Origin of the sequence: Terribacillus saccharophilus (genome assembly GCF_002272745.1) — a bacterium.
GTDB classification, from domain to species: Bacteria; Bacillota; Bacilli; order Bacillales; family Amphibacillaceae; genus Terribacillus; species Terribacillus saccharophilus_B.
Genome location: NZ_NPBD01000007.1, coordinates 84598 through 97454 on the forward strand (window position 1 = coordinate 84598; position 12857 = coordinate 97454).

The 12857-nt window shown below is 38.6% G+C and carries 11 protein-coding genes; 8 read left to right on the forward strand and 3 right to left on the reverse strand.

The genetic code is table 11. The annotated features are described in order from the left end of the window. The first annotated feature begins 22 nt into the window (after positions 1-22). Positions 23-1339, forward strand: coding sequence for a gluconate:H+ symporter (locus CHH58_RS07740; protein WP_095262300.1), 1317 nt, complete (start codon positions 23-25; stop codon positions 1337-1339). A 25-nt stretch (positions 1340-1364) separates the two neighbouring features. Beyond that, positions 1365-2204, forward strand: coding sequence for a class II fructose-bisphosphate aldolase (locus tag CHH58_RS07745; protein ID WP_095232030.1), 840 nt, complete (start codon positions 1365-1367; stop codon positions 2202-2204). 262 nt (positions 2205-2466) lie between these two features. Here the strand turns inward: CHH58_RS07745 and CHH58_RS07750 are convergent, their stop codons facing one another. After that, entirely contained in the window at positions 2467-3093 is a 627-nt protein-coding gene (locus CHH58_RS07750; RefSeq protein WP_051748261.1) for a GntR family transcriptional regulator, read from the reverse strand. A 244-nt stretch (positions 3094-3337) separates the two neighbouring features. On the opposite strand from CHH58_RS07750, the gene CHH58_RS07755 reads away from it, so the two are divergent. The 6 genes from CHH58_RS07755 to CHH58_RS07780 all read left to right on the forward strand — a co-directional run bounded on the left by CHH58_RS07755 (position 3338) and on the right by CHH58_RS07780 (position 10156). Next, entirely contained in the window at positions 3338-4612 is a 1275-nt protein-coding gene (locus CHH58_RS07755) for a four-carbon acid sugar kinase family protein (RefSeq protein WP_095262301.1), read from the forward strand. Between the two features lie 10 nt (positions 4613-4622). Then, positions 4623-5207 (forward strand): class II aldolase/adducin family protein, encoded by a 585-nt coding sequence (locus CHH58_RS07760; RefSeq protein ID WP_212551792.1) that lies wholly within the window; start codon positions 4623-4625, stop codon positions 5205-5207. 91 nt (positions 5208-5298) lie between these two features. Further along, positions 5299-6570 carry an SLC13 family permease gene (locus tag CHH58_RS07765; RefSeq protein WP_095232034.1) on the forward strand — a complete coding sequence of 424 codons (1272 nt, stop codon included), beginning with the start codon at positions 5299-5301 and terminating at the stop codon, positions 6568-6570. Between the two features lie 65 nt (positions 6571-6635). Beyond that, a complete protein-coding gene (locus tag CHH58_RS07770) occupies positions 6636-8027 on the forward strand; it encodes a homoserine dehydrogenase (RefSeq protein WP_095262302.1) in 1392 nt (463 codons plus the stop codon). A gap of 338 nt (positions 8028-8365) precedes the next feature. After that, positions 8366-9469, forward strand: coding sequence for a hypothetical protein (locus CHH58_RS07775; RefSeq protein WP_249275067.1), 1104 nt, complete (start codon positions 8366-8368; stop codon positions 9467-9469). A 54-nt stretch (positions 9470-9523) separates the two neighbouring features. Then, on the forward strand, positions 9524-10156 hold the full coding sequence (locus tag CHH58_RS07780) for a copper homeostasis protein CutC (protein ID WP_095262303.1): 633 nt from the start codon (positions 9524-9526) through the stop codon (positions 10154-10156). A 42-nt stretch (positions 10157-10198) separates the two neighbouring features. On the opposite strand, the gene CHH58_RS07785 is transcribed toward CHH58_RS07780, so the two are convergent. After that, the gene (locus CHH58_RS07785; protein WP_257000931.1) at positions 10199-10795 is read right to left on the reverse strand and encodes a pyroglutamyl-peptidase I; all 597 of its coding nucleotides are present in this window, start codon (positions 10793-10795) and stop codon (positions 10199-10201) included. Positions 10796-10810: 15 nt separating this feature from the next. Further along, positions 10811-12796 (reverse strand): S9 family peptidase, encoded by a 1986-nt coding sequence (locus CHH58_RS07790; RefSeq protein ID WP_095262304.1) that lies wholly within the window; start codon positions 12794-12796, stop codon positions 10811-10813. Positions 12797-12857: the final 61 nt, after the last annotated feature.

Consider the following 12857-nt stretch of genomic DNA (forward strand, 5'->3'; position numbering starts at 1 on the left):
CTAACAAACAAGGAGGTACACTATGCCAATTGTGTATATATGTATCGGAGTGGCATTGCTTCTGCTGCTTATTACAGTCTTTAGATTAAACGCTTTTATATCGCTCGTAATTGTAGCGCTATTAGTAGGTATCATGGAAGGTATGCACCCTGTTGAAGCATTGGAGTCAGTAAAAAATGGGATTGGCTCTACGCTTGGAGACCTCGCGCTTGTATTAGGTTTTGGGACCATGCTTGGGAAGCTGATGGCTGATTCAGGTGGAGCTCAGCGTATAGCAGACACGTTGATTGCGAAGTTTGGACAGAATAAGGTGCAGATGGCATTAGTCATTACGGCATTTATTGTAGGAATTGCTATGTTTTATGAAACCGGATTCATTGTCATCATCCCGCTTGTTTTCACAGTGGCAATTGGCGCTAATCTCCCGGTTTTATACATTGGAATGCCTGTTGCAGCAGCATTGATCACCGTGCACGGATTCGTTCCTCCTCATCCCGGACCGACAGCAATTGCAGTTATCTTTGATGCAAAAATCGGCATCATGCTATTGCTTGGTCTGATTATAGCTATACCTTCTATCTTTATAGGTGGTGTGCTTTATACACGTATGTTTAAAATGGAAAATCTGCAAAGCGATATTCCTAAAAAACTATTCAACTCAAAACGTCTTGAAGATGATGAAATGCCAGGTTTCGGGATTAGTATCTTCACTGCGCTGATTCCAGTTATTCTAATGTTCATTTATGCGTTTATGGAAATTTTTTATCCAGAGTCCGGCTTACTGGAGTATGTAGGATTCATCGGAGATCCATCTATTGCATTGTTAATTGCCGTTATCCTAGGAGTGTTCACTTTTGGTCTGAATAATGGGCGCTCGATTGAGGATGTCATGAATACGATAGCGGAATCAATTGCCTCCATTGCAATGATTCTATTGATTATCGGTGGCGGCGGAGCTTTTAAACAGATCTTGATTGATAGCGAAGTAGATCAGTATATTGCAGGTTTTATGGAAGGATCAGGATTTTCGCCAATCATTTTAGCATGGTTGATTGCTGCTGTTCTGCGAGTGTCGCTGGGATCAGCAACTGTTGCTGGACTTACAGCGGCAGGAATCGCTGCACCATTAGCTGGCGCTGGAGTAAGTCCGGAATTGATGGCATTGGCAGCAGGTGCGGGTAGCATCACTTTCTCCCATGTTAACGATGCTGGCTTCTGGATTTACAAAGAGTACTTTAATTTGTCTATCGGTAAAACGATTAAGACATGGTCTGTAAGCGTTACGATCATCTCTGTTATCGGTCTGCTATGCATTTTACTATTAGATTTGTTTATGTAATAGGCAGAAAGAAAGGAAGATAAATATGTTATTAGATACAAAAACAATGCTGCAGAATGCGCAAAAAAACGGTTATGCCGTTGCAGCCTTTAATGTTTATAGCTTAGAAACAGTACAAGCTGCTATTGCAGCAGCCGAAGCGACGGGCAGTCCAGTCATTATTGCGCTGGGAGAACGCTATGTGCCAACAGTAGATATAGATGGATTTGCCGAAATGGTAAAAGGTCTCGCTCGTAAAAGTTCTGTCCCAGTTAGTTTGCATTTGGATCACGCTTACGAAAAAGAAACTATCATTCGGGCAATTCGTGCCGGATTTAATTCGGTGATGTATGACGGTTCAAAACATAACCTTGAAAATAATATAAGATATACAAAAGAGATAGTAGAGATAGCTCATTTAGCGGGAGTATCGGTGGAAGCAGAAATTGGGTCTATGGCAAGAGGAGCGTTTTCTGATGAGGAAGAAGGAACAGGATCACTTACTGATCCGAAATTAGCAGAGGAATTTGTCAAAGCAACAGGTGTGGATTTCTTAGCAGCAGCTATCGGTACGGTCCATGGAATGTATCAAGGGGAGCCAAATATTGATTTGGAACTGCTTCAAGATATACGAAAACGGGTTGATATTCCGTTAGTCTTACACGGTGGATCCGGCACTCCTCATGAAACGATCCTGAAGACAATCAATTCAGGGATTTGCAAGATAAACGTCAATACGGAAGTATCCATTGCTGCCGTCAATCACTTGAAAAACCTTCTAGCAAACGAAGATACCATGCATTTATCAGTTGTGATGGAAGCTATCCAATCTGAAATACAACCTGTCATGGAAGGATTCATCAATCTATTTGCGAATAATAAATAAGTGTTTGAAGAAATACCTCTGCTGTAGTTTTGGCGGAGGTATTTTTTAGTTTGTAATGCTATTAATGTAAGAAGACCTAAACCCTTTTTTGTTTGAAAGGATTTAGGTCTTCTTTTTTTTATGGATATCATTATAGCCACTAGAATATTTTAATCTGTAATCACTAAAGTGATTTATCGATTATTCGTATGATAAAACATAATACTCTTATCAGGTAGTCAGTATATATTACTATCCACAATGAAGGATACTGACTTTGCAGTTAGTATAAGCTTTGAAAATAATACTTCTCAGTATTTGAGATGTGCTCTTTTAGCTGAGTTAAAGCGACGTCAATATTACCTTCAATTATTTGATCAATAAACAAAAGGTGTTCTTCTGCTCCGCCAAGCGTTCTTTTTTCGGTATAGAAGTCTTGGGTGCGAACTCGCTGAAAGTCATCAGAAATACCACTTAAGAATTTTATAAGGTACCTATTACGACACATTGAATTTATATAATTGTGAAATTCATAGTCTAACTGGTGAAGCTGTTTATAGTCCTTGTTCTCAATATTAATACTGAATTCATTTTTATATTTTAATAATACTTCGGAATCTAGATGAGGAAAAGCCAGTTCAAATGCAACGGGTTCAACAATATGTCTTGCTTGGAACAATTCTTTGATGATCTGAGTGTTTAAGGTAGTAACGAATGTCCCTTTTTTTGGAATGATTTGTACTAAATTTTCATTTTCCAAAGCGTTTATTGCTTCTCTCAATGGTGTTCTACTTACACCAAAAAGCTCAGCTAACTTAGTTTCCTCTAAGTATTCACCCTCGCTAAGTTCATTATTTAGAATTTTAGTCTTCAATAATGTATAAACTTTTTGCTTTAAGCTTTGTGTCATCCTGTTCACCCAAATCTAATAGTTAACCTCAAAATACGGTCATCTAATTGTATCATATTTTACATTATTTATAAAAACGAACTTTGAATCAAGTCGGAAAAGAACTTTGTAAACTTTTGAAAAACCTGACTGTGTAAATAAAGAAAGGGTTTACATACTTAAACCTTACTGGTATTATACATGTATATTCTGTGTATACACAAGGTATATCGCATGAATAGTAATTGACTGGGGTGATAGATAATTGGTTAAAATCGGAATTATTGCGGATGATTTTACAGGCGCTGGTGATGCTGCCTCATTCTTAAAATTAGAGGATGCAAATTGTATTTTGATTAATGGCGTTCCTAAAGAAGATTATGAACTTGATAAAAATATTGATGTTGTTGTAATTGCGTTAAAGACAAGAAGTGTTTCTAAAGAGGGAGCAATTAGTGAGGTAAATAAGGCATACGATTTTCTGAATAAGTTTGGTACGGAGATGATTTATTTTAAATATGGTTCGACATTTGATTCTACAGCTGAAGGAAATATAGGACCGGTATTGGATGATTTACTGGATAAGATGAATCTGAAATATACGCTCATTTCTCCAGCCTTACCAATAAATGATCGAAAAGTAGAAGATGGAATTTTATACGTAGATGGTTTACCAATTGACCAAACACATATGAGATTTCACCCACTAAATCCAATGGATGAAAGTGATTTAAAGATCTTAATGGAAAGACAGAGTAGATATAAAGTATTTAAATTAACCATTTCTCAGATGGAGGACTTTTTATCAGATCCAGAAACCTTCGATAAATATATAGAAGAAAAAGCTAAGGAAAATGAAAAGTTTTATCTTGCTGTAGATTATTTTAAAGATGAACACGGCCCGATAATCGCTGAATTATTCAAAGATATAAAGTTGTTCAGCGGCTCTTCTGCCTTGCCGGCCTGGTTATATAAAGCGGCAGTCAATTCCGGAAAAGACGTTGTTCCTGCAGACTATTCTGCTAATGAAAATATATCAGCTCCACTTAAAGGCGGGGTATTAGCTGGTAGTTTATCTCAAGCTACTCAAAAGCAGATAGCCAGCTTTATAGATGAAGGCTATGCTAATTATTTAATCCAATCAAAAGAATTGCTAAGCTCTTTTGACACAGTGAAAAAGGAAATTATAGATTTTATTGATGAAAATATAGAAAAAGTATTTATCATCTATAGTAAAAAAAATAAAGATGTTGATCCAGAGATTCATAATAAAGTAGGTACTCTTGTGGAGAAAGTATTGTCATTTGCAGGGGAGTATGCAATAGACAAAGGGATCAATAACTTAGTCGTTGCGGGGGGAGAAACATCTGGAGCTGTAGTGAAAGTTATGAATCCTAATAGCTTTTATATCGGAGATGTTATCAGCCCGGGAGTACCAGTTTTAATACCGGATCATCAGCAGAATCTGAAAGTTGTTTTAAAATCCGGGAATTTTGGCGGAGTGAACTTTTTTGTAGAAGCATTATATAAAATGAATTGAGGGAACGCCAGTGGATGATAAATTGAACAAAATGATGAATGATGCCATTTGGGTCGGTGAAAATTTATTCTCAAGAGGTAAAGTAAGCGGCTCTGCTGCGAATTTGAGCTTCAAATATGAGGATAAGATTTACATTACTAGAAGTGGATCTTGTTTTGGGAGGTTAGACCAAGATGACTTTGCCATCTTGTCGATGGATGGAACAGTATTGAATCAAATTAAACCAAGCAAAGAGTGGCCCTTACATTTAGCATTATTCCAAAAAGATCAATCGGCTGAAGCAGTAATCCATACGCACAGTACTTACGCAACGTATTGGTCTTGTCAAAAATGGGATGGTGTATCTGATTTAATACCGACTCCTACGCCGTATTTAAAAATGAAGGTTGGCGAGGTAGGATTTGTTCCATATGCGCCTCCAGGGACAGAAGAACTATTTGAAGCATTTAGAAATTCGCTAAAAAAGACAAATTGTTATTTACTCGAAAATCATGGACCGATTTTAGCAGATAAAACGATGTTAGAAGCGTTTTATGCTATAGAGGAATTAGAAGAAGCTTCAAATAATGCATACTTACTTAAAACAACAGAATAGGAAATAGGTATAACTTTTACTTTTGGGTGTTTCACAGAATTCAGTATTGCATAGTGAAGAGAAGATATTACCAACTTGGGGGGAAATAAATATGGGGATTGAAATGTTAACAATTATTTCAGTAGCTGCACTACTATTGATGTTTGTTATAAATGCGAAATTACCTATTAATATGGGGATACTTGGTTTCGTTGCTGCATTTATTTTAGCAACGATTACAGGAGTAACTGAAGATGAGATCTTTGGAGAATTTCCAGTAAACTTATTTATCATTTTAACCGGGGTTACCTATTTCTTCGGTATCTTACAAGATAACGGCACAATTGATTTAATCACAGCATCTTCTTTGAAATTAGTAAAAGGAAGAAGGATGCTGATTCCCTGGATAATGTTCTTACTGGAACTACTATTGACGAGTATTGGAACGCAGGGAACTGCAGCTATTATCATTGTTGCACCAATAGCTTTACGCTTGGCACATAAGATTGGATTTAATCAGTTAGGAATGTCCTTGATGGTTGCCTGGGGGATGGTTGGAGGAATCTTCTCACCATTAAACGTTATGGGTATCATCGTTCGCGGGGTAGTCGAAGAAAGTGGAATTTCATTTAATGCCAATACACTATACTTACTTTCTACACTATTTGCAGTAGGATTAGCTTTCCTTACATTTCTCATCTTTGGTGGATTTAAAAGAAGAAAAGCAGATCAGACAAGTGAAATTTCTGAAGATAATGCAGAGTTGCAAGCAATTTTGAATCCAACTATTGAAGTTACACCGTATCGCATCGTTTCTTTACTAGCATTAGGGGCTTTAATCACTTTGGGTATGGTCTTTGAAATGAACATGGGGTTTGCAGGTTTAACGCTTGGTCTAATACTTGCATTATTTAATCCTGCACGACAAAAAGAAATTGTTAGTAAAATTCCTTGGAGCATCATCTTAATGGTTTCTGGTATCGTAACGTATGTTGGAGTTTTGGAGCAAATCGGTGTAACCGATTACATTACGCACTTGGTTTCAGAGGTAGATAATCCGTTATTGGCTATATTGGTGACATGTTATATTGGCGGTATTATTTCTGCTTTTGTATCAACGACAGGTTTCCTTGGTGCTGTAGTTCCTTTATTGATTCCAATGTTAGCTACTGGAGATATCTGGGTTATGGGTGCAGTTGCAGCTGTTTGTATCGCTTCCAGTATCGTTGATATCTGCCCGTTCTCAACCACTGGAGCAATCTTTGTAGCCAATGCGCAAGGTGAAGCAAAAGCAACATTTTATAATCACTTGTTAAAAGCTTCCATCTTTATCATTGCTGCCGGTCCTCTCGTAGCGTGGATTGTATATGTAGCATTTTTCTAAGATGTGAAATGAGATCGATAAGATAAAAGTGCTGTGAAATATAAGTAAAGCGGAGGTAGAAAGTAATGGATTATACAAAATTACTTGATTATGATAAAAAGATTAAGCTAGGTATCGTTGGAGCTTCTCAAGGATTTGGTTATACATCGTTAGTACAGCTTAAAAATGTAAATCAGATTGATGTTCGGATTGTTTGTTCAATAGATATTGAAGCAAGTTATAATGCATTAATTGAAAGCGGATACAACAAAGAAAAAATCGTAATCTGTCATAATGCAGAGGAAATGAAGCGTACGGACGAAAGTGAAATAATTGTTGTGGATGATTACAAATTGGTTCTGGAATCAGGAATCTCTTCTGTATTAGAAGCAACTGGAAACATGGATGTTGGAACTTATATTGCGGAAAATGCATTAACACATGGTATCAATGTGTATATGGTTTCTAAGGAAACGGATAGTTTCAGCGGAACTTATTTTAACCAATTAGCACATGAAAATAACACTGTTTATGCTCTGGTAAATGGAGATCAGCCCCGCAATCTAGTAGATTTATATTCTTGGGGGAAACTGCTCGGTCTAAACATTGTAGCAGCTGGTAAATCTAGTGAATATGACTTTGTATTTGATAGAGACTCTGGAAAACTCACCTATACAGATGGAAAAGAAGTATATCATGATAAGCCAGAGATAATGAATGCATGGGAATATGAAGATACAAGTACGCTGCAGCAAAGATTTGAATCTTTAAAAGAACTTACTGGAACAATTGCTGCAGATGTTTGTGAAATAAATTTAGTATCTAATGTTTCTGGTTTATTGCCAGCAGCTCCAGGACTTAATTATCCAATCGCAAAAGTGAACGAATTAGCTGAAATCTTTGTACCTAAAAAAGATGGCGGGATATTAGATCGTTCTGGAGTAGTGGATGTCTTTTATCAATTAAGAGAAAAGAATGAACCTAGTTTCGCAGGTGGTGTTTTCATCGTTTTTGAGCTTACCAACAACGAAATTATGGTTGATTTATTAAGAGGTAAAGGTCACATCATTAGTAAGAGTGGAAAGTACGGCTGTATTTATCAGCCATACCACATGATGGGACTGGAAGCACCATTATCAATCATACTTGGAGAACGTCTGGGAGTAGGGACACGTCATGATACACGACAAGTTTCCGTTATGGCAGGGGTTGCCGAGGAAGATCTAAAAGCAGGAAATACTTTTACAGTATATGGACATCATCATGAAATAAAAGATGTTAAGCCACAGTTATTTGAAAGAAATGAAGCGAAAGATGCTGTTCCGTTCTATCTATTAAATAATATAACCCTGAAAAATGATGTGAATAAAGGTGAGGTGATTGGCTTCGAAGATATTGAAGTTGATTCGACTCAAAAAAACACATTTGACGTATATCAAAAAGGATTATCTTTAGAAGTTGGGGTAAAATCCTTCTGAAATTGATTATTATGCAAAAAAAGGACTGCACATCTGTACTATACGGAGATGCAGTCCTTTTTAAATTCAAGCTTTTGGCTCTGCATCAATGACAGTTAAGAATTTATTACTCCAAATAGCCTCATGATGATTTAATATCTTTTGCGCCAGCGATGAAATACGATCGATAGATTAAAGAAAAAAGGTTTACTTAAATTTTCTTGTGGTAAGTTGAATGAGCAGCTTTTGATTTAAAATTGATAGTTTCTGATCTTATAATAGAAACATAGTAAAGGTTTCATTGTATGGTGTAGAACCACCTGCAACATGAAATACTCTTAAACAACAGGTGGGATAAAGTGAAAAAACTAATTATGGCAGGTGCTTGCCTTGCAGTTATTCCGGCTTTATTGTTATCAGGCTGTTCGCAGGAAGCAACTTCGCAAGACCAAGAGCCAGAGTCAAAAGAAAAGTCAGAAATGAGCTCGGATGAGCAGGCAGCAAGTTCTCCGGAATCTGCGACAGAGGCAAACTATCAAGCTATTAAACCTTCTGAGGCAGCTAAACCGCTGGAAAGTCATTATACAGAAACACAGCTGGCGGAAATGCCAACAACAGAGGCGCATGGGGATGACACGAAGAGAAGTGTTCCTTTAGGTCAAACCTTGGAAAAGGGAACGGAAGATGAAACAGAAGGACCGCTTCAGAAAAATAGAATAGTTTCTTATTATGGTCATCCTGATTCTACTAGCATGGGGATTCTCGGAGAATACAGTCCAGAGGAGTTAATGGAGAAATTGAAGGACCAAACAAAGGCTTATTCAGAACTGGACCCTGAGAGACCGGCTATTCCAGCAATTGAATTGATCGCAACGGTTGCCCAGCGAAATCCTGGGGAGGATGGGCTTTATATGCATGCGACAGCTGATGAGGATATTGAAAGATATGCGAAGTTAGCCGAAGAGAATAATGCGCTGCTGATCCTCGATGTTCAATTAGGTCGAGACAATATTATGAATCAAGTGAAATCATTGGAGAAATATTTGAAATTGCCTTATGTTCACTTAGCCATTGATACAGAATTTCATGTGAAAGAGGGGCAGGTTCCCGGAGAAAATTTGGGGCATGTTGATGGTGAGAATGTACAGGAAGCAATTGACTATGTATCAAATCTAGCGTCTGAGAATGAACTTCCTGACAAGCTTGTCATCGTCCACCAATTTGCAGACATCATTATCAGCAATAAAGAAGCTATCCATCCCACAGAGAACGTGGAAGTGGTGCTGAATAATGATGGCCATGGCATTGCAGCTTTAAAACGATCAGGTTATCATCAGCTTGTACATAATCAGCCTATCCAATATGGCGGATTCAAGGTATTTTATCAGAAAGACGAACCTGTCATGACACCGGAAGAGGTTCTGGAACTAGATCCTGCACCTGCATTTGTTAATTACCAATAGTGATACTACGATTGAAACACAGCTAGTCATATTATAAGTAAGGTGGATATACATATGCTTAAAGAAGTCTGCGTAGAGAATTTCACGAATGTCCCCGAAGTCATCGCTAAAGGTGCTGACAGGATTGAACTGTGTGACAACCTTGCGGCAGGAGGTACCACAGTGAGCCACGGTGTAGCGGAAGTGACGATTACCTATTGCCACGGTAAAAACATCAAGGTTATGAGCATGGTAAGGCCAAGAGGCGGTAATTTTGTTTTTAGTAAAGAAGAAGTGGACATGATGAAGCGAGATCTAGTTCATTTAAAGGAATTAGGAACAGATGGCGTTGTGCTTGGTTGTTTAAACGACACTGGCTGGATTGATGAAGATGCTATGATCACCTTACTGGATGTAGCAAAAGGACTGGACATAACCTTTCACATGGCGTTTGACCAAATAAGTACTGAAAATCAACTTAAAGCGATTGATTGGCTGGCGGAACACAGGGTACAACGAATCCTTACCCATGGAGGTCCGCTAGATAAGAAGATTGAAGAGAATTTAGTCAGGTTGAAGGAATATATCGACTATGCAAATGGCAGAATCATTATCCTTCCTGGTGGAGGAATTTCTACTAAGAATCTTGATTTGATCACATCTACATTAAATGTAAGAGAAGTACATGGGACAAAAATAGTTGATTGAAAAACAGCCCCTTCTGTGAAAACAGAGGGGCTGCTTTTAGTTCTAGATTTCTCCAATAATAACCCGCACAGCCTCTTCTAAATCCTTCACTGACCAAGAAGGCAGCTTAGGATTGGTCAATGCCAATTCATGATGTGCTGGTATATGCACGAATCCTGAAATCATATCCAGCTTATTTGTTTCGATATGATGTCTGACTGTGTACATTGTTTGGTTGCATAAATAGGTGCCTGCGGTGTTGGAAATCTTCGCAGGTAAGTTATGTTCCTGCAGTTTTGCCACCATGTTTTTAATTGGCAAGGTCGAAAAGTAGGCATCAGGTGCATCCTCTAGTATTTTTTGCCCGTCATACTGATTTCCAGCATTGTCTGCTTCTCCGTCCATGCAGTTTATCGCTATTCTTTCCGGTGTAATTCTATTTCTACCGGCAGCTAGCCCTAAAGAAATGACAACAGAGGGCTGATGATCTTCTATATGTTCTAAGATGACGCTGGACGTTTTTGTGAAATCTACGGGGAGCACCTTGCCGATTATCTTGTTCCCGTTTATTGTTTCTCCGTCTAGGTTGCGGACAATCACTTCTGTAGGATTTGATTTCATCCCCAAAAAAGCTTCAAATCCAGTGAGTAAGATGTTCAATTTTACTTCTCCTTTTTATTTCAAATACTGATCGAACCAGTCCGTTATTTCATTCAAGCGAATAATACGTAAACCAGGATCTCCGCTTCGTGAAAGCTCATGATTTGATTCTGGAAAACGTACAAACCGTGTAGGTTTCTTTTGTTGTTTCAATGCCAAATACAATTGTTCGGCTTGTTCAATCGGGCAGCGATAATCATTTTCGCTATGCAAAATGAGCAGTGGTGTTTCCACATCTTTTACATATCGAAGCGGGGAGATTCTCCATAGCTCCTCGGGGTCTTCCATAACAGTTGTCTTGTGCTCCCATTCAGTAAAGTAGTGGCCGATGTCACTCACACCATTGAAGCTGAGCCAGTTACTAATCGAGCGTTGCGTAACTGCCGCTTTAAATTTGTTCGTATGGCCGACAATCCAGTTCGTCATGAAGCCGCCATAGCTTCCACCAGTTACACCTAAGCGTGATGAATCAAGCCACTTATAGTTTTCCAAAGCATAATCTACAGCGACCATTACATCGTCATAGTCAATGCCCCCATAGTCTCCGCGAACGGCATCGACAAATTGCTGTCCATAGCCATGACTACCTCTTGGATTCATGAATAGGACACCATAACCTTTTCCGGCAAGCACCTGAAACTCGTGCATGAAAGCATGACTGTACATCGCGTGCGGACCGCCATGAATTTCTAGGACAAGTGGATACGTTTCGCCATCCTTGAAGCCTGTTGGTTTCATAATCCAGCCTTGCAGCTCGGTTCCATCATTGGCTTTAAAACGGAAGTCCTCTGGAATTGATAATTCTTTTGTTTGAAGTAACTGCTCATTAATTGATGTTAAACGTTGCTCTTCATTCCCAGATAAAGTTGATACAAATAGATCGCCAGGAATACCGGTCTGACTTACTGCATACACAAATCGGTCTTGATCCTTATCGGTACTGAACGCATAAACCTGACGTTTCCCATCAACAACTGTGCTAATTTGTTTATCTAACGTCACTTGATATAAGTTAGTTGATCCTAGTTCACTAGCTAAGAAGAATAGGGCGTCATTTGTCTTGCTCCAGATGGCGCCAGTACTTGCAGTTCCTGTGCCCATATCATTAATCGCAACATCATTGCACTCCGCATCCAATTCACTCGTTAAACAGGTGAGTTCTTTTGTTGCAAGATCCAGCGACCATACTCTAGTAAGCGTGGCTCCTTTGTATTCCAAATCATCACCTAATAAAGACAGCTTTGTTCCATCCGGAGAATAGTTCGGCGTGTAGAATCTTTTATCGCTGCTCGTAAGTTTTTCTGTGTTATTCGTAGTCAAATCTAACTGATAAATATCCGAGAAAAACGTCTGCTCAGGATCCTCTGAACGGTTGGCGCTATATGCGACATGCATTCCATCTGGTGAAAATGCAGGAGAATGATGATCATATTGACCGTCAGTTAGTAAGGATTCTGTACCAGTTTGCAAATCTATTAATACGAGGTGCTCGAAGGTTTCGTCCGAAAAACCTTTCGCATCTGATTTGTATTTCAGATTCGTTGTAATGTAAGGCTTTAGTTTTTCATCTCTCTTTTCCTGTTTTGTTTCTTTTTCCTTAAAGCTGTCTGATGCGGTTAACGGTACGGTAACGAGAATCTTCTTACCGTCGGGTGACAATACAGGCTGAGAAGCACCTCTTTTAAAAGTGGTAACCTGACTGGCTTCCCCACCATTAAAAGCAATTTTCCAGATTTGCTGCTTCTTGGAGCGATTAGATACAAAGAATATATATCGCCCATCAGGGGACCATCTCGGCTGTACATCTGAGAAATTACCTTGGGTAAATTGAGTGATTTCCTTTGAGTCCACGTGCATTAGGAATAGATTTGATTGGTATTTTTCTTTGTCGTTAATTACTCGTTTCACAAAAACAACCCAACTACCATCTGGAGATAGCTGCGGATCCGATATAAATGAAAAATCGAATAAATCTTGTGCTGAAAGACCGTTTGTTGTCATATTTTGCTGCCTCCTGTCCCGGAACATCTATTTATTTGTCGTGATATGGGACAAGTTTCTC

Bases quoted from the DNA above. Each gene is read 5' to 3' on its own strand.
- CHH58_RS07740 (WP_095262300.1), top strand. From the start codon at position 23: ATGCCAATTGTGTATATATGTATCGGAGTGGCATTGCTTCTGCTGCTT.
- CHH58_RS07745 (WP_095232030.1), top strand. From the start codon at position 1,365: ATGTTATTAGATACAAAAACAATGCTGCAGAATGCGCAAAAAAACGGT.
- CHH58_RS07750 (WP_051748261.1), bottom strand. From the start codon at position 3,093: ATGACACAAAGCTTAAAGCAAAAAGTTTATACATTATTGAAGACTAAA.
- CHH58_RS07765 (WP_095232034.1), top strand. From the start codon at position 5,299: ATGGGGATTGAAATGTTAACAATTATTTCAGTAGCTGCACTACTATTG.
- CHH58_RS07770 (WP_095262302.1), top strand. From the start codon at position 6,636: ATGGATTATACAAAATTACTTGATTATGATAAAAAGATTAAGCTAGGT.
- CHH58_RS07780 (WP_095262303.1), top strand. From the start codon at position 9,524: ATGCTTAAAGAAGTCTGCGTAGAGAATTTCACGAATGTCCCCGAAGTC.
- CHH58_RS07790 (WP_095262304.1), bottom strand. From the start codon at position 12,796: ATGACAACAAACGGTCTTTCAGCACAAGATTTATTCGATTTTTCATTT.